Below are 17653 nucleotides of genomic sequence, written 5' to 3' on the forward strand. Positions count from 1 at the left end.
TCAGGATCTCCGCCGGAAGAGGGATGTCACGGTTTCACGCTTCAACCCGGCAATCGACAGCGTCGGGTTCAATTCATTGGGGCAGAATGTGGAGCATCCTTGCTGCGAGTGGCAATTGTGGCAACCGCCGTTGCTTGACACGGCTTCCAGACGCGCCGCCTGCCCGCCATCGCGAGTGTCGTTTACCAGCGACCAAGCCCGATTCAGGGCAGCGGGACCGAAATAATCCGGGTTCGCGGAGACGACATCGCATGCTGCGTAGCAGACCGCGCAATTGATGCATTCGATCGCGGCGTTCGCCTCGACACGAACCGAGCTTTCTGGATCGATGCCCTCTATTTCATCATACCGGGTCTTCGTCGGGTGGAACACTCCCTCGGCGGCAATCCACTTGTCGAAAAACTCCGTCATGTCGGTGGCCAAATCCTTGATCACCGGAAGATTGCGCAGCGGTTCGATCGTCAGCCGGCCGTTGTCGCCGAGAACCTTCTTGACATGGGTCCGGCAGGTCCACCTGGGCTTTCCGTTGACCATCATGGCGCAGGAGCCGCACATTCCAACGCGGCAGGCATAACGATAAGCCAAGGTTGCGTCAGCGTTCTGCTGAATCCAAGAAACAACGTCGAGAATGGTCTGGCTTTCCTGTGCAGGTACATCGAATTCCTCGAGAGCACCCGTAGCTTCGTCGCCGCGCCAAACGGAAACCTGCATGTATTTCTGGGCAGCCGCCACCAGTCACCTCCTCGCACAAGACGCGGACCGCGCGCCTTCAACAAGGAAAACCTAGCCGTTATCTGGGCTATCAAAAAGGGACAAATGCTAACCGTTAGTGTTAGTTATACTTACTAATTCGGAAGCTGCCTAGTACGAACCGCGCAGCTGGCTTCACATGAATGTTCGGTGAAGGGTCAGGAACTCGAACAGGGCTTCCGGTAGATCAACAACTCCTAAACCCGGCTCCGACCCGATCTCCCAGTAACCAGCACCCTGCCTGGCACCGCCGAGATGGAAGAGGGACCGCAGAGGGTTCATATTCACGTCCACTTCCAGCATGCCGGCCCCTCCCGCAGCGGCAAGCAACTGTGCGGACGCTGCAAGACCAATTCCGCCCCCCAAGAAATGAGGGCAGTACAGCTTCCCGCCCTCCCGAACGCGTTTGGCGACTTCGAAGCACCCGGAAATACCGCCCCACTTGACCAGATCAGGCTGGATCACGCTGAGAATGTTGTCGGAGACCGCTTGCCCAAAATCCTGTTCACCGAAGATGTTCTCGCCCCCGGCTATCGGGACACCCATTTCCGCAAGGCCAGCCCACTCCTCACGTGCAGCAAAGACCGGAAGGGGTTCCTCGACCCAGCCGAGAGACGCATCCATCGTACGGTCTATGAATTCCCGGGCTTCCGTGAAGGACCAAGCCTGGTTGGCATCGACGAAGAGCAACTCACCGGCCAGATTTACATCCGCCAGAGCCAGAACTTTCTCGATGTCATTGGCGCCGAAGCCAACCTTGACCTTGAAGCGCGTGAACCCGGCGGCTCGGCTTGCCGGTATTGTCCCGGGTGCATCATCGACCTTGATGCCACTTGCGTACGTATCGACGCGTTCGGCGGCGTCGGCGGAAAGCATCTTGGCCAGCGGTTTGCCGGCACGTCGGGCGACCAGGTCCCAGCCCGCAATGTCCAAGCCAGCGATGACCTGTGCAAACGGACCGGGCTCGCCGCACTGCAGCGCTCGAATTCGCGTGGCCCGAACCAGATGGAGGAACATTTCCCGTGGCGAGGGCCACGACTGGCCGATGGTCATGGCCGCCACGTCGTCCATAAGAAGATTTACCCTGTGCTCCGCTCCGGCGGCAGGCCAGTTCGCGAACACCTCTCCCCAGCCGAACCCCCCGTGCGTATCCTCGATCCGAATGAAGACGGCCGGCCGATCACGCATGATTCCGAAGGAAGTGTGTACCGGCGCCTCGATCGGCACGCGGAAGGCGAAGGCGTCAATCCTTCTGACTGAAAACCCGATGCTATCGGATGGCATCGCCATGTCGGCAGGTCCCTTCGTTTCTTGAAAAGCCAAGACTTCTCGAATTTCGGCGCCGCATCCGGCTGAGGGGCGGGTTGACCTTTATCAGCTCGTCGTAGCTGATCCCGAGCCGCTTCACGACGCCAGGCCGAAAGTTTTCGACCACGACATCGGCTTCGCCGGCAAGGGTCGTGAAGATGCGTACTGCGCCCAAATCCTTGAGGTTGAGAGCAATAGAGCGTTTGCAGGCGTTCTGGCTGAGGAACGAAGCGCCAAGGCGGCGCTTCTTCATTTCCTTTGTTCCGCCACGCGTGCGCACGAATTCCGAACCCATGACACGCTCAACACGTGTAACATCGGCCACCATCAACGCGAGCTGGTAGGTCGCGAATGGCCCCGCGATGACGTGAGTCGCGTCCAGTATCTTTATGTCGTGAAGCGGTAGCGCGTTGGTCATGCCGTGGCCTTCGCTTCGGCTATATCGACAGCAACATCGACGATCATATCTTCCTGCCCTCCCACCTTGCCATGCGCACCAACTTCAGCAAGATTCGCAGGCGTGTCTCGGGTCAAGGACCCTAAGCCTTTGAGGCTGCAAGGCTGCAAGGCTGCAAGGCTGCCTGATAGAATCTCCCAAACCAAGGGTGCAACATGAGCGGCCACCTTCCACGGGCCGGTAGACAGTTTTTCACGAATAGATGTCGAAACTGTCTACCGAACAACCTGCGATGATGTGCCGCCAGCCACTGGTCAACAGACCCGACCACGGATACGATCTCGAGAGTGCTTGGAGAGAGAAGCCGATGAGTGGAAATCTGCGAGAGGCTGCACGAAGGCGCCGTCCGGATGCGGTCGAGCTGCTCGAGAAGGATCCTCTTCGTGTCCAGATCGCACGGCAACTGAGGGCCGCGCGAAAGGAATCCGGGCTGACACAGGCGCAGCTCTCTGAAGCGTCGGGTATGGCGCAGTCGGACATTTCCGCAATGGAGTCGCCGACTGGGCCGGAGATCGAGAGCGTGGATCGCTTCATAAGATCGTGCCGGCCGATCGAGTAGACGCGGCCCGGCTGATCAACCGCGATTGAATCCTGCTGGCGAGCAGCCCCATAGCGACTTATGCAGGTATATAGCAGATTTCGCTACATCGTGCTATACATCGCTATACATCGTCACCCCCGAAGGACCATCGCAGAAACGACCTCTCGTCTGCGGCTCACTTGAGGTCGGCTACGTCGACCAGGCCGCGCTCATGGGCACCACGGTAGAACCGAAACGCCCCCTCGAGCAGTCTCGTCTTCGAGACCCGGTGCTCATGCGCGAAGTCGTCCGAGGTCGTCGATTTCCTTTTTCGGCGAAGCTCGGATGATGACGTAGAGTGGTGCGTTCTTGATCTCCTTCCCCCTTTTCCCTGTCGACGACTTCTTCTCCTTGGGGCTTGGCTCTTCAGCTTCGGCGAGCCCTAAGAGATCGTTTCCCAGCAGCTTCAGATCATCCAGGCGGGCCTTGTCAGGATCCTGCGGGGGCTCGGCATCGCTCATCAAGGTATCAACAGCCTTGATGAGGATGTGGGCTTTCTCATTGATCGTGGAGGAGTGCTCTTCTGGGCTCCGTTCCGGAGTCGTGTTGGTATTCGTCGTCATTGTGGGTTCCCTCCCTTGTCTGTGCGCGTAAGGCGACTTCCTGGATTCAATCCACCCAGTTTCTCTTCAGGTACACGGCGCCACTGCGCACCTCGATGCGATCATCCCTGCTGTTCCAGTCCTCGATGATTGCTTCCACGATCTGATCTGCAGTGATGGCACCTCTGTCCGTGACGCTCAGCACGTCGCTGACTTGCATGAAAATCTCCGGCGCCCAGTCCAGGTCCAGGCAATGGCTCGGGTGGATCACGTTGCCGCCGACTCCAACGTCGAGAAGTCGAATGTGCCAGTAGAGACGGATTTCATCTTCATCGAGCTGGCTGTCCTGATAATCGTATTCGTCGGACACTATCGTTCTTTGGGCCGCAATCACGAAATCAGCGATTGCATTCCGGTCAAAGCCCATCAAAGCTTCCTCTGCGACCTCCCTCAGAAAACGCATCTCTCGCGGGTTTTCACGTATCGGTTTCGGTTCAGTAAGATTCATGTTCTTCGCTCCTTGCGAATGGCTTTTGCTTTCGGTTCTTTAGGATCAGGCGGCTTCTGCGATTTCGAGCTTGACCGTTTTCAGGGTCTTCCGGATCGCTGCCAGCTGTTCCGCCGCTTCCTTCGCAGTCGCCGGTGCCTCGGAGCAGGTCTCGATTGCTTTCGCGATGCGCTTCACGTGCAGCTCTTCGGCGCCGAAAACCTCGGCACAGTGCCTCACAGTCCGAGCGGCCGTCATCTGCGAGTACGGAAACGCCCGCGAAGGCGAGCGGACACTCTCGACGGCGCGGGTTCGCTCGTGTGCGTAAAAACGGCCGGCGCTGTCGAAGTCGCCCGGCGGGTTGCTGTCCCGGTTCTTCCGCTTCGCGAATGCGAGCCCGGCCTGCAGGTCGGCTTTCGTATAACCTTGCGTGCGTGCGATCTTCTTGATGTCTTTGCTGATTTCCATGTGAAGTATTCCTTTCTATCCATGTGTGTCGGCCGTGTGTTGCGGCTACCAATATGGATTTCTTACAAGAGGCAAGTGTGCGACAGGATTAACGAGTCAACCGCGTCAGCATCTAATATTACATTTTCTTGCCGACCCTGCGGATTCTATCCTTGCGCGGGGACTTTCGTGCCTCGGATCTGCTGTCAGAAGCGGGGCACCATGGCCGGCGCGGGGGCGTTCTCGTGCTCCAGCTGCATCTCGTTCGCCTGTCGCAGATCCCGGTCTGCATGGTCAGCGACCACGCGTGACAGCTCGTTGAGCTGCATCACCGGGACGGCGGCCGGCGGGTTGCCGAGCAGGAAGGCCTCGATGCGCTCCCACTCGTCCAGCAGGTTCTGCTCGCTCGTTGTGAGACCCTGCTTCTTACGCTCGTGCAGGTCCGCCTTCGACATCCGCTTCAGGTTCGCCGGCGTAAGCGTCGGGACACCCGGCTGAGGGCCGGTGAAGCGCTCGAAGAACGCATCCGTGCGGTCCTCACGCATGAAGTCCTTGCCGGGCTTCAGACCGCCCATGGCGCGGCCGCCCGTGCCCTCTCCGGAATCGTCCGCAATCGCCCGGGTCCGGTCGGACTGCTTGATCGTGATGGCCGCGGCTTCGAGGAGCTTCGTGGCAACGGGCTGAACGACGGCAGCGTCCGCGTCCATTCTCGCGGCGTTGATCACGGTCTTCGGATCGTGCTCGCCGTACACGATGTCGAACCGTTCGCGGAACTCTTCGAAGGGCCGTGCGATTTCAGGATCTTTCGCACGCAGGCGCTCTTCCATTTTCAGGAACAGGTCCCGGGCGGCATCGAAGTGTCCGGCGCCGTTCCCCGAATAATCCTGCAAGCTGGCGATCTCGGCCAGCTTCGCAACCTGCCGCTCCACACCACCCAAGAGCCTTTCAGATGCCTTCCTGGACTTCGATCCGTCGGCGGACCGGCTCTGGACTGCAGATGCAATCGCCGCGGTGCGGGCCAGGGTAGCCGCGGCGGAGGCAAAGCCCGGCGAGACCTCAGGCATTTTCACAAGCCCGGCTTCCACGCCGAACATGCGCTGATCCCTGTTCAGGGATTTCCAGCTTTCCTGAAAATGCCGCTGGATCGCCGCAGTGCCCCGGCAGCGGCGGGTCCACCACCGCGTGTCGCTGCCCTGGAATGACGACGGAGCCCCAGTGGCGAGGTGCGGGAGCACGGCTGCCACAACGTCGATGTTGCGGCCGTTGTGCGCCATCCTGCCGGCTTCGCGTGTCGCCAGGCCGGCTGCCAGCGGCGACAGGGCGCGTGCGGGGTCCGATCCCGGATTTGCTGCGTACTCAGATGTCGCGAAGCGGAACGACGCCGTCTGCAAAGACTTGTTCAGAGCCCGCCGATCCTCGAGCGTGTCCAGCTGTGAATACACGAGATCGACTGCCGCAAGACGGCGGTAGTAGTCCTTGGCCGACCGGCTGATGCCGGCCAATTTCGGCTGCTTTGAAGTCTCGTCGACTTCCAGGTCACCGGCGACATCCCCGGCGCATTCCTGCAGGTCCCGGTTTCCGGGGAAGTACGCGTTGAGGTGCTTGCCCGCTTTCAGGTCCGCGGCCACTCCTTGCTTCAGGGCCCGGTACTGCTCACGCGTGAGCTCGTAGCTTTCCCCGCGCAGGCTCAGCGTCTTGTGAAAATTGCTCATGAGAAGTCGACCTCATCCTTCAGTTCGTGTTCTTCCGCGAGCGAGGCTTCCAGGTCCTCGTCGCTTGGGCCATCATCGTCGCCCTCGTCATCCTCTTCCTCGTCGCCGGCCTCTTCCTCTTTCAGGGATGCCAGGGCGGCTTCCTGAAGCGAATGCACGGCGGGGTGCTCCTCGCTCTCGCCGACCATCTCACGACCGGTTTTCACAGCGATTAAGGCTTCGGACTGCCTCTCCAGGTCTTCCTCGGTTTCCTTCAGGCCAACTTCGAGCTGCTCGAGCTTTGTCAGGTCTTCGGCGCTCATCTCGAACGCCCCCAGGTCGATGTCGTCCATTTCCGACGCGCCGGCGTCGAAGCGTGTCATCGACGGCCCCGTCATCAGGCGAGCGAGGACGCCCTCGTCTTCTGCTGTTACCTGGTGCCCCGCCTCCAGAGCGTCGAGAACCGTCAGCAGGCGTGCGTGAGCCGGATCCTTCGCTGCCTGCTCTGCAACGAGCTCACGCGGTGATACCTCTTTCCAGTCGCCGAGATCCTCACGCTCATCGGCAACCACACCATTCACACCACCCAAGCCCTGAAGGGCGCCTTCAAGAGCCTGCGGCAGCGGGTCGGCGTTGTAGTCTTCGACGAAAGCCTTCTTCTCGAACGGGTTGTCTGAAGCCACGGCCATCAGTTCGGGCCGCGCTTTGTAGAAGCAGGTGCCGACGATCATCGGTTTCTTGCCGACCTTCTTGTCGTCTACGCCTACGCGGCGGAAGACGATGGCCCGGGTCCGGTCCAGATCCATGATTTCCGTGGCCGTTTTCAGGCGCCGTGCGTGCCGTTCCGCGGAAATCGAAACCCCGCCACTGTCGGCTCCGAGGATCTGGCCACGCTGCTTCGATTTCTGTCCGCTGTAGTTCACGTTCTCGATCGTGGTCTCGCCGATCGTCTTCGAGATCCTCTCTGCGGTTTCCTCACCGCCGATCGCAAAAAACATCTGCAGCATCGAGTTGTCGGACCAAGAGTCGAAGGTCTTGTCGCCGGCCTGCTTGTCGAGCGCCTCGGGAGCCTGGATGATCCCTGCGAGCGTGATCCCGTATCCCCTGCCTTGGTTCAGAGCGGTCTGGTGCAGAATCGGGAAGTCGCCCAGCACCTGCATCTCGTCGACCATGAACAGGGTGGAGCCGTTGACCTTGCCCTCGGCGGCGAAGATGGCATTGAGCAGGGCGCCGACGATCAGGCGTGCAAGACCCGGCGTGGATTCCAGCGTAGCGAGCGGGATGCAGATGAAGATCGACGTCTTGCCGTTGTTGACCGCGGCCGACGGGAACGACTGCCCGTTCGAGCCATCGCGCGGAACTCCGGACACGACTGACGAGATGCTCGGGTCGCCAATCCACCAGAAGTTCTTCTGCACTGAGGCGATGATGTTCGGCCAGGTCCGCTCCATATCGCCGCCCACGAACGAACCCGCCCACGTCTTGATCTGCGGAGTGGCCGCACCGTAGCGCTGCTCGTTTTCAGGTTTCTTCATGCTCTCGTAGAGCTTTGTGATCTCTGCCGAAATCTCGTTCGGAGAGCGGAAGAGGAAGTCGTAGACATCCCGGATGTTCGGTGCGGCGCCTCCCCCCTTCAGGCCGTGCTCTGCGATCTTGAAAGCGAGGACGAACGCGAAGAGACGCTTGGCCGTTTCAGCGAAGAAGGCTGCCCCATCGTCCCCGCCGCCGGAGTCTGAGAAAATCCAGGACGCGACGGTCATGCAGTCCCGCGTGAACGTCGTCGAGGCGGGGTCGATCCACCCGATGACGTTCATGCTGTCTGTATCGAAGTCGCCCGGCTTGAGCTTAAAGACGTCGTGTCCCAGCTGCCCGCGAGCCGCCGCGGTCACGGCATGGACTTCCGATTTCGGGTCGATGCAGACTAGGCTGCCGGCTTTGTACGTCAGCGCGTTCGGGATGACGAAGCTGACTGTCTTGCCGCCGCCGGAGCCCGAAACGACGAGCATGTGACCGCCGAACGACCCACGCAGGATCGGCGGGTTCTTTGCCGTCCCGGTTGCGGCCCTGGAGGCCGTCACAGCCGTCTTCCAGCCCAACCCGGTCACGAGGGCTTTCGTGAATGCCATGGCTGCGTGCAGGCGCCGTGCAACCCCGCGGACTACCTTCCCGGTGACGCTCTCGGCTTCGGGCAGGTGCGGTGTCGCCACGCCAAAGATGATGTCGCCGTCTGCGTAGTGTGCAGCGGCCGCTGTCACGTCTCCGAGGCTTGCGGATCCGTGGTCCTTCGTCTTCGCGGGGCGCCAGGTCGTCCCGAACCGCAGCAGGTTCACTTCGCGATCGATCACCTCGCGCAGAGCGCCCGGGCGGAGCCGGGACCGCAGGATCATGCCGGCAGTAACCAGGGCCGCGATACCGGCGGCGATCGGAACGGCGACGCTTCCCGGGGTGACGAGGTTCACCACATCCGGCGGCGCCAGCGCTACACCGATCAGGATCCAGGCGATCGGCAGGTTGGTCCGCCCGGCCTTGGCGTCGATTTCCAGGACCTCGAGCATGTCGAGGATAGCGATCAGGAACCAGGTCACGAGCGGAGAGAGCAGAACCAGCAACTCCTGCCGCTCGAGCGGCGACAGCGGCAGGAGTTGCTGGTGTGGAAGCACGTAGATCAGTCCGACCGCAACCGGGATCCAGAGCCAGAACGTGAATAGTGATAGCGCCTTGCGAAGGATGCCGTTGATCAAATTCACCGCGGAAACTCCTGTTAAATCTGGGGCCGGTATACCGGAGCGAGCTTTTTCACGGATTAAAGAAGGATAGCTGATCGATGAGCGAGACCGACAAATCAACAGAGCAGCTGCCGGAGCTCGGCATGCAGGGCTTCGAGATGGTGACCGAGGATCAGCTCCCCGACCCCACCCCGGCGGCAGGTGAAGGCACTTTCGTCGATTCAGTCCTGGCGCTCGCCGGTGATGCGTACGGGCTTGCTCTCGCCGTCACCGGGATCTGGTTCGCGGCGAGCCTTCTGACGGGGCGCCCGCAATGGACCGCGGCCGCGGCATTCGCCGCCCTCATCTTCGTCGGGAGCTTCTTCTGATGCCCATGATCGGATCAAGCAACGCTGGTCCAACGCCGCCGGCGGAAGAGCAAACGCCTGAAAATCAGGTTGCTGCCTCGGACACTGCCGCGGGTGAGGCACCGGACACGACGGAAGCCCCGCGGGCAGCTGAGAGCATGAGCCCCCGGAAAAAAGCCGGGATCCTTGCCGGGGTCGGTGCTGTGGCTGTTGTCGTTTTCATGAATTTCCCAAGATCGGAGCCCGAGCCGGAGCCGGTTGTCGTCGACACGGTGAAGCCGACACTGAAAGTCGGAGAGGTCGACATCTACGAAGACGCGTACATCGAAGACTACGCGCGACAGACGGATGAAGAGATCGAGCAGACCCTGCGGGCGCTTGAAGGTGGTGTGACACCCCCGAGCGCAGGAACCGCTCCTGCCTGGGCAGGGAAACTCGCACCATCGCTGAACGCTGTTCCTTCGACGCATCGCGTGCAGATCGCCGGCGGCCCGATCGTCTACAGCAACGAGGCGAAAGCCGACGCGCGCTCTGAAGACCTGGACCCAGTAACAGCCGCAGATAGCACTGAAGGTGAAGAAGGCATCGGAAGCCACGTCTCGGGCGGGCTGAAGAACTCGCTGAAGAAGGTCACCGGCGGTGGTGTGGTGTCAGGTATCGTGATCGACGGTGTGTCATCTGCAGCAAAGAGCCAGGTCAACCGGATCACCGGGCAGTAAACCGCCCGGGGCACGCGAGCACTGCCCGAGAACCGTGTGTTGCCTGAATTCAGGATCTTGATGTCGACAGGAACCTGACAACTCTGCTTACAGGAAGGCAATACTGATTGGCAGCACCGGTCTTCCAGCGTACTCTCGGCCGGTGAAACCCCGTGAGATCCATGTCGAATACCAAGCAAATCCTGTCCATGCTGCGCAGCCGCGCCGAAGGCGACGAGGACCAGTTTCTAGCCATTGCCCTTCAGGTGGCGGCCGCCGAAGCACGTCAGGGAAGACGCACGAACGCGGAACAGCTCCGGGCCGCCGTCGAAGAGCTTCGCCGTAACCGCGGGGACAAACCTTCAGTACGAGTCTCGCTTGCGCGCCCGCGCGGCGACCTTGAAGATCTTCTTGATCTCCGGGAACCCGCCCTTCGCCTCCAGAACGTCGTCATGGCGAGCGACTTGCGCGAGAAGCTGGACAGGATTGTCCTACAGCAGGAGCGTCGGACTTGGTTGCGCGAGGGAAACCGAGTTCCAGTGCGTCGCCTGCTTTTTGCTGGGCCTCCGGGTTCGGGGAAAACGATGACCGCAGAGGCTTTGGCCGGGGAATTACGACTGCCGCTCCTCGTCGTGCGACTCGAGGCGCTGCTTACGCGCTACATGGGTGAGACATCCGCAAAGCTCCGCCTCGTGTTCGACGAAACGATCCGACGGCGCGGAGTGTACCTCTTTGACGAGTTCGACGCAGTAGGCGGTAGGCGAACAGCCACAAACGATGTCGGCGAGATGCGGCGTGTACTGAACAGCTTCCTACAGTTTATGGAAGAGCCCGCGTCGACGGATAGTGTCATCCTCGCAGCGACCAATCATCCTGAACTCCTGGACCCAGCGTTGCAGCGCCGGTTCGATGAAGTTCTACGCTTCGACATGCCGTCTCCCGGTGAGATATGCGAAGTCATCCGCAATCACCTTCGCCCCATGAAGTGCCCGCGGATCGCATGGAAGCGCGTCGTTGAGGCTGGACAAGGTCTTAGTCAGGCCGAACTCGCTCGTGCCGCCGACGAGGCAGCAAAGTCCGTGCTCCTGTCCGAGAGTGACACAGTACGAACAGACGATCTGCTGCGGCAAATCGCGGCCCGTCACGAGATGCGAAACGTCTTCAGCGGCGGCCAGGACACGGTGCGCTGAACCTTGGCAGATTACGACCGTCCACACATCGACGTCACGCCTCTGCTGACCGAACGCTCATACAAAGCCCATCAATCAACTGGCGCACGGACCTTCGCGAGGAACCGTGAGCAGCACGGTGCCCGTCTGAGTGCCGGCCTTTCCGCGTCCTTCGCTGCCGCGGATGCTCGACGCCCGGACCCGGAAGCCCTTCCAACCGGGGTCCATCAAGGGAAGGGGGCATTTGTCACCGTTACGCTCCACCCGGCTGCCAAGGAACTCAAGATCGAGAAGCCCGACAAGGGCATTCGGCAAAGCGCTGCCGGTGATGAGGGCGGAAGGCGCACGATGGTCCTCCACTTCGAAGATCGGGAGGCGCAAGACTATCTGACCGAGCGTGTAGAGCGCTATCGGGCCGGTGCGCTGAACGAGAGCGGGAACCCGCCTCTGGCTGGTGCCATGCAACCGATCGAGAGCTTCACGCCGACTGAGCTCGTCGACATCTGGCGCGAAGACCCGGCAGCGCTGCCAGAAGGTGATGACGTTTCATGGTGGGGCCTCTGGTGCTGGGATGTGTTCGTCAATGACGTCACCAGCCTTGCTCGCCGCCTCAACATGCAGGTTGCTCCCGAGGACCGCTGGAGCACATTTCCAGATGTTCAAGTCGTCCCGGTCCATGCGACTCGCGCGCAAATCCAATCCCTGCTGGATCTCGGCCAACCCGGCGTGGCCGAGATAGGCTTCGCGACAGATGATCCCGCCATTCTGGTTTATCTTACTGGCCGCGAGCAGGAATGCTTGGTCGAGAACCTTGCAGAACGTATCGTTTGGCCCGGAGAAGACGCTCCGGCGGTCTGCCTGCTTGATACCGGTGTCAATCGCGCGCACCCACTCATCGAGCCTGCCCTTGCGCCGCAGGATACGCAGGCAGTCGAAGAAGATTGGAGCGTGGGCGACCACTACGATGGACCGGGCCACGGCACGCCCATGGCGGGTCTCGCTCTGCATGGAGACCTGACTGGATCGCTGGCCGACGCGTCTACACCCGATCTGCATCATCGCCTGGAAAGCATCAAGTTCCTCTCTCCGCGCCCAAGGGCGGAGGACGATCCGGCAAACTATGGCGCGATTACGCAGGCCGCGGTGGCCTTGGCCGAAGAGCGGAACCCGAACCGGAACCGAACGATCTGCTCGGCCGCAACTAATCCGAACCGGAACGGGGACCGCCCGTCACGCTGGAGTGCGGCCATCGATGAGATCGCTGCTGGCGTCGATGCCGCTGACGACGAAGAACCGCCTCGACGCCTCTTCGTTCAGGCGGTCGGAAACATTGGCCACAGCAACGATTGGTCGGCGATCAAGGATCCAACGCGCCACCCGGGGCAAGATCCCGCGCAAGCATGGAATGCGCTCACCGTCGGTGGGGTCACCTTCAAGGACAGGATCGAGACGCGCGACCGCGCCGAGTGGTCGGCTTGCGCCAATGTCGGGGAAGCGAGCCCTTACGGACGGACCTCTGTCGACTGGCCGGACGGCACCACGCCGATCAAGCCGGAAATCGTCCTTGAGGCTGGCAACCGCGCAATCAACGGCCTCGGCGATCAGGTAACCGACGCGATGCCTTCCCTTTCGCTGGTGTCGACCGGGAAGGGAGGGGCCGGCGATGTCCTTGTGCCATTTCATGCAACCAGCGCCGCAACTGCGTTGGCCTCCCGCATGGCAGCACAGATTATGGCAAAGCACCCTGCGTACTGGCCCGAAACTGTCCGCGCGCTGATGGTCCATAGTGCTGACTGGACGCAACCAATGAAGGCAGAGTTCGCCCACGCCTCGGGTAAAACCACCCGTAGCGCTCTCCGGCGGAGATTCGGATACGGGATGCCGAGCCTGCAGCGCGCACTGGCGTCAGCGTCTAACGATCTCGCACTTGTCTCGCAGGCCTACATCCAACCATTCGACCGGCCTCAAGCAGCTCGTCGCGACCCGAGCCAGAGAGTTGGAGAAGTCACCTTCGGCGATGCGCACTACTACGATCTACCATGGCCAACGGAAGTTCTCGAGCAGCTTGAAAATTGCCAGGTGCAGCTGAAGGTTACGCTATCCTACTTCGTCGAACCGTACCCGCTAAAAGGGTCTATGCTTGATCCGGCCCGCTATCGGTCCTTCGGCCTTCGATTTGACCTCAAGCGCCAGCGCGAAACGGAAGCGCAGTTCCAGCGCCGCAGAAACGCGGAATTGGGTGACAGGATCGAGGGCGGTGAAGACGATCCGAACTGGGACTTCGGACCAAAGGCGATAGCTGCTGGATCGCTACACTGTGACACATGGACGGGCACGGCCGTTGAACTGGCCTCTCGTAACCAGCTGGTCATCTACCCCGTCATGGGGTGGTGGAGGGACCGGCGGAGTCAACGGCGTTATCTCGATAAAGCTCGCTATGCGCTCGTCGTCACGCTGACCACACCGGATGTAGAGATCGACCTGCAGGCGGAAGTAGCAACGACCGCACAAACCTTGATCGCTGCGAGGACACGCATTGGAACGGAAGTCCGCACGTGAAACGGACGGAATGCTCGCTGAACTCGTCGCGTGCCCAGGTTGATCGGCTGATCGGGCCGGTCACCGATAACAAAGTCTCCGCGTAATCTGCCCTTGGAAAACGTCTAAGCCCCTTGCTGGATGTGTTGTTGAACCGGTTATGACCCCGAGGGCAACACGGTTCTCAACCGGAAATTGCCCGTACCGAAATCTTTCGGGGGCGGATTCTTCGTCCGGCGTGTCGGCCGTTCGAGCGCTTCACACCGTGCCGTCCGCAGCCTACTCTCACCTGGTGTTGCAGGTTGCAGAGCGGAAACTCGTCATGCGGGATACGGCGTTCGTCGATGGATGCGCACTCGAGAGGTTCGTGGAGACCTTCTGGGGGTATGGCCGGTTCGACGCGCCTTTGTGGTTCGTCGGAATGGAAGAGGCCTGTGGTCGGCACGACTTCCCGCTACGGTTCTCGGCCTGGCGGCGGCGCGGCGAGCGGACGATCGATGACGCTGCCGAGTATCATCGTGAGATAAACGCGGGCAGCCTGTTCTCGCAAGGGGCGCCCTTGCAGAAGACATGGGACAAGCTGATCAGGTGCCAACTTGCCGCCTTCGGGAAACCAGCCGGCAAGGAAACGGCACGTCGGTTCCAGGTCGAAAAGCTGGGCCGGGTGACGCCGTCGACCGATCCGACCTGCCTGATCGAGCTGATGCCACTCCCGTCACCTTCGCAGAAGGATTGGTGGATTTCGGAGTATACCGATCTCGAGTATCTTCAGTCGCGCAAGCTCTACATGCGGGAGATCCTGCCCCGGCGCATCGAGGCGCTGAATGGTCTGATCGCGCAGTACACGCCCAAGGCTGTCGTCTTCTACGGAATGGGATACCGTAGGAGCCTGGAAAAGATCACCGGGGCGCTGAAGAAGTCCGAACGGATGAGCCGTCTTTTTGAAGCAAAGGGTGACCAGACGAGGTTCTTCTTGACGGCGCACCCGACTTTTCACGGAATGTCCAATGACCACTTCATCGAGCTCGGCGACCGACTTCGAGACTCTCTGAAGTAAAGCCGCAAGGCTCCGCCACCGAGGAAGGGCATCACGTCCGGCGCTCGTGCCGGAAATCCGACGCAAAGCCGGCTTGTTACACTCCAAACGATGCCTCTCTTGTGCATCGCCTCGCACAGGAGGAATCGAGGAGAAAGCGCTTGATCAATGAAGACTGATGGACCTAAGTCCCATCGAGAACAACGCTTCAACCAAATGCTCTTGATGATTTGCGCAGCCGGAGCGTATTGTTCCTGATTGGCACTCGGATGTAAAACAAATGCTTTCCAACCTATTTGACTTCTATGAACGATACCCCGATATCCTGCTTTATCTGAAGGGACTCGATAGGGCCTCATTGAACTCGGATCTTCTTGAGTCGTTGGATTTTCACGGGCAGCGGCAACTTGATATTCTTAATGTCGCGCAAGTTTACCAGATTGACGAGCGTGCGGAGCTAATGCTGCGCGGCCTCTCTGCTCAGATGCACAGGGATGGCCTGGATAGCATGTTCAGCAACGTTCACTTGCCGTTCCCGGCTATGCTGCTGACTGTTCCGGAACCGACGGTAGGCGGATGGCCTGCCGCGCTAATCACCCAAGATAACGACACTCTATACACCCAGATACTTCTGTCCAGGAAAGGTGGGTTGTTCCCGAACCTCCTGATCTTCAAGTCACAGGGAGCTTCGGTCGATATTTTGCATTCTCCAACGTTCGCTTTGGCTAGGGCTATCGGGGATGACATCACTGAAGACGCCGCCGTCAAGCAGGAAAAGTCTCTCTGCTTTTCCTTCTTGGCAATGGCGGTAGGTATGTCCATCCTATTTGAACACAAAGCCATGCTGGAAAAAGAGGAAGTGTCCGCCTACCCGAGAGCCGAAAGACGAAGAGCTCAAAAGGCAGGGCGGACACTACCCAATAAAACCATAATTAAGGTCAAACTGGGCGAACTAGGTAAACATCAGCTTGAAGCCGCCAAGGGCGATAGCCAGGAAACCAATGCCATCGCGTATAAGCGCAGAGCACACTGGGTTCAGGGTCATTTCATGCGCAACCGGGCCGGTGGCATCAGTTGGAGGAATCCGCATATCCGAGGTGCCGGCCTCGTAATTGAGCAAGAGCGACATGTCACCTCGGGTGAAGACTGATGGAAAACCGTAAAGGGGTTGCGGTGAGCCGCGGGATCATCGCGGCGGTACAAGGTTCAAAGGGCATGGGCGCAAACACCTGCTGCACCCGTCCACTTCTGACCAGCCTTGGCCAGCGCCCCCCCGGCGCAACTGGTGACAAGTCTGGCCGGAAGGACTCTGAAGCAGTGAGGGGGGGTCGACAGGCAGTGCATCGAGCGCGAAGGTGCATCGTCACGCTGCCTCACCCGCATCTGCTTGCCGACTTACCGGACTTACCGGGTCGTCTCGGATGACTTCAGCGGCCGGAAGACATGATCGCCGGGGCCTTTCACGAGAATCCTGAAATCCTGGACCGCCCGCTTGTCCCGGGTCGGGCTGTGGCCCATCACGGACTTGTTCATGCCGGCGCTGTTGTACTTCGACCCAACGAGATCGACGAAGGTCTCGCCGCCGTCGAAGACGAGGCCTTCGTCGTACTGACTCGAGATGAGTGTGCCGCTGGTACGGGCTGCCGGTCCGACGTCGCCCGCCGCTTCGGCGCGCAGGACAACCCCTGCCTCGACATCGGCCTCGGAGAACTCGATCAGGCCAACGCGGAGCAGGGTCTGTCCATCGGAGCCCACGATCGGCTCGGAAATGATGCCCCGGTTGTCGCCGTCTGTCGCGAGGTGCACGGCCGGGTGACGGTAGATGCCACCCCCCATTTTCTGGCATTCCGAGAACGCCACCGCGCCGTCGTCCGTTGCATATGCCCTGGAAGCGCGGGCGTGGCACAGGTTGCTGCGCGTTTCGATGGCGAACCGGTAGACCCCAGTTCTGGATGGGATGAAGTTGGCTTTGATCGCCGCATGAAGGTTGTGCGACGGGCCGCGGAAGTCGATGTGCTGCCCCATCTGCAGCACCAGGTCGACCGGGACAGACAGATCCGTGATCGCCGGCTCGATATCGGCAAGCGGCGTCGTTGCCGGGCCCGCCCAGAGCACACCCTTTGCAACGCCTTCGGCTTCCTGAATTCCGTCACCCTGCCCTTCTTCCATGTCGGCAACTTCCGGCTCTTCAGCGTAGACGACGGAGACAGGCTGCTCACTCATGCCAAAGACCATTTCGAGCGACAGGGCGTCGACGCGCGGCTGTCCTTGGGGATCAGACGGACAGAAGACCTCTGCTTGCAGCTCACCTCTGCCCGGCGTCAGGGAAAGCATCCCGGAAAGCTGCAGCGATCCGGAGTCCTGGTAGTTGTCGACCGTAAGATCCCCGCGGTTGACCTCTTCACCGGCGTACAGCAGCGACATCGCGCAGGTACTTCCCCGATCGCTCTTGTTGCTGACCTCGGCACGCGCGGAAACGTAAGCCGATGCCGGCTCGTCAACAACGAGAACAGCGTGTCCGCTGACATGCCCCGCGCCCGCATCAGAGGCGACATAGTCGAACGACCCGGCGGCCACTTGCGACAGGAGCAGCTGGTCTTCCTTGCTGTTCGTCATCGCGTAGAGGTTGCTGCCACCGCGGAAGCCTCCACCCTCCCGAGCGCCTGCGGTCGGTGTGTACGGCCACGGAAGCTTGGCCGAGGGATCCTTCATCCGGAGTCCTGGTGCCAGTTCCTGAAATCGAACCGGACCGTCGAAGTACACGGCCGGAAGGGGCTGTTCCTGCAGCGCGACAATCAGGATGAGAGTTCAGCGTCAATCAAGATGAGAACGCGGGGTTGGCGGATCGCAGGGAGGGCGTAGCCCGACCGGAGAGCC

The 17653-nt window shown here is 60.7% G+C and carries 17 protein-coding genes; 7 read left to right on the forward strand and 10 right to left on the reverse strand.

Annotation, left to right across the window (positions count from 1 at the left end):
* The 4 genes from BLW27_RS18895 to BLW27_RS22165 form a co-directional block, all read right to left on the reverse strand.
* Complete coding sequence (locus BLW27_RS18895) at positions 1-711, reverse strand: succinate dehydrogenase/fumarate reductase iron-sulfur subunit (protein ID WP_089886049.1); 711 nt, start codon at positions 709-711, stop codon at positions 1-3.
* Between the two features lie 174 nt (positions 712-885).
* Entirely contained in the window at positions 886-2040 is a 1155-nt protein-coding gene (locus BLW27_RS18900) for a mandelate racemase/muconate lactonizing enzyme family protein (RefSeq protein ID WP_245710951.1), read from the reverse strand.
* On the reverse strand, positions 2021-2476 hold the full coding sequence (locus BLW27_RS18905) for a CoA transferase (protein ID WP_089886051.1): 456 nt from the start codon (positions 2474-2476) through the stop codon (positions 2021-2023). The genes BLW27_RS18900 and BLW27_RS18905 overlap by 20 nt, the downstream gene beginning before the upstream one ends.
* On the reverse strand, positions 2473-2682 hold the full coding sequence (locus tag BLW27_RS22165; RefSeq protein ID WP_425429307.1) for a hypothetical protein: 210 nt from the start codon (positions 2680-2682) through the stop codon (positions 2473-2475). The genes BLW27_RS18905 and BLW27_RS22165 overlap by 4 nt, the downstream gene beginning before the upstream one ends.
* A gap of 140 nt (positions 2683-2822) precedes the next feature.
* On the opposite strand from BLW27_RS22165, the gene BLW27_RS22170 reads away from it, so the two are divergent.
* Entirely contained in the window at positions 2823-3074 is a 252-nt protein-coding gene (locus BLW27_RS22170) for a helix-turn-helix domain-containing protein (protein ID WP_218141170.1), read from the forward strand.
* A gap of 254 nt (positions 3075-3328) precedes the next feature.
* Here BLW27_RS22170 and BLW27_RS18920 read toward each other — a convergent pair whose 3' ends face one another.
* From BLW27_RS18920 to BLW27_RS18940, 5 genes are all read right to left on the reverse strand, one after another.
* Positions 3329-3658: a hypothetical protein gene (locus BLW27_RS18920; RefSeq protein WP_089886056.1), complete on the reverse strand. Its 330-nt coding sequence runs from the start codon at positions 3656-3658 to the stop codon at positions 3329-3331.
* A gap of 46 nt (positions 3659-3704) precedes the next feature.
* Positions 3705-4145, reverse strand: coding sequence for a hypothetical protein (locus tag BLW27_RS18925; protein WP_143042362.1), 441 nt, complete (start codon positions 4143-4145; stop codon positions 3705-3707).
* A gap of 45 nt (positions 4146-4190) precedes the next feature.
* On the reverse strand, positions 4191-4592 hold the full coding sequence (locus BLW27_RS18930; protein ID WP_089886061.1) for a hypothetical protein: 402 nt from the start codon (positions 4590-4592) through the stop codon (positions 4191-4193).
* A gap of 185 nt (positions 4593-4777) precedes the next feature.
* A complete protein-coding gene (locus BLW27_RS18935; RefSeq protein ID WP_089886063.1) occupies positions 4778-6283 on the reverse strand; it encodes a hypothetical protein in 1506 nt (501 codons plus the stop codon).
* Positions 6280-9009, reverse strand: coding sequence for a type IV secretory system conjugative DNA transfer family protein (locus BLW27_RS18940; RefSeq protein ID WP_089886065.1), 2730 nt, complete (start codon positions 9007-9009; stop codon positions 6280-6282). The genes BLW27_RS18935 and BLW27_RS18940 overlap by 4 nt, the downstream gene beginning before the upstream one ends.
* Before the next feature lie 77 nt (positions 9010-9086).
* Here BLW27_RS18940 and BLW27_RS18945 point away from each other — a divergent pair, with 77 nt between their 5' ends.
* The 6 genes from BLW27_RS18945 to BLW27_RS18970 all read left to right on the forward strand — a co-directional run bounded on the left by BLW27_RS18945 (position 9087) and on the right by BLW27_RS18970 (position 15926).
* Complete coding sequence (locus tag BLW27_RS18945; RefSeq protein WP_089886066.1) at positions 9087-9356, forward strand: hypothetical protein; 270 nt, start codon at positions 9087-9089, stop codon at positions 9354-9356.
* Positions 9356-10054: a hypothetical protein gene (locus tag BLW27_RS18950; protein ID WP_143042363.1), complete on the forward strand. Its 699-nt coding sequence runs from the start codon at positions 9356-9358 to the stop codon at positions 10052-10054. The genes BLW27_RS18945 and BLW27_RS18950 overlap by 1 nt, the downstream gene beginning before the upstream one ends.
* Before the next feature lie 161 nt (positions 10055-10215).
* Positions 10216-11223, forward strand: coding sequence for an AAA family ATPase (locus BLW27_RS18955; RefSeq protein ID WP_089886070.1), 1008 nt, complete (start codon positions 10216-10218; stop codon positions 11221-11223).
* Between the two features lie 3 nt (positions 11224-11226).
* A complete protein-coding gene (locus tag BLW27_RS18960; protein WP_143042364.1) occupies positions 11227-13761 on the forward strand; it encodes a S8 family peptidase in 2535 nt (844 codons plus the stop codon).
* A gap of 301 nt (positions 13762-14062) precedes the next feature.
* The gene (locus BLW27_RS18965) at positions 14063-14797 is read left to right on the forward strand and encodes a hypothetical protein (RefSeq protein WP_089886074.1); all 735 of its coding nucleotides are present in this window, start codon (positions 14063-14065) and stop codon (positions 14795-14797) included.
* A 259-nt stretch (positions 14798-15056) separates the two neighbouring features.
* Positions 15057-15926, forward strand: coding sequence for a hypothetical protein (locus BLW27_RS18970; RefSeq protein ID WP_089886076.1), 870 nt, complete (start codon positions 15057-15059; stop codon positions 15924-15926).
* A 254-nt stretch (positions 15927-16180) separates the two neighbouring features.
* Here BLW27_RS18970 and BLW27_RS18975 read toward each other — a convergent pair whose 3' ends face one another.
* Positions 16181-17488 carry a hypothetical protein gene (locus BLW27_RS18975; RefSeq protein WP_089886078.1) on the reverse strand — a complete coding sequence of 436 codons (1308 nt, stop codon included), beginning with the start codon at positions 17486-17488 and terminating at the stop codon, positions 16181-16183.
* Between the last annotated feature and the right edge of the window lie 165 nt (positions 17489-17653).

It is taken from the genome of Citreimonas salinaria, assembly GCF_900107235.1.
Taxonomy (GTDB): Bacteria; Pseudomonadota; Alphaproteobacteria; order Rhodobacterales; family Rhodobacteraceae; genus Citreimonas; species Citreimonas salinaria.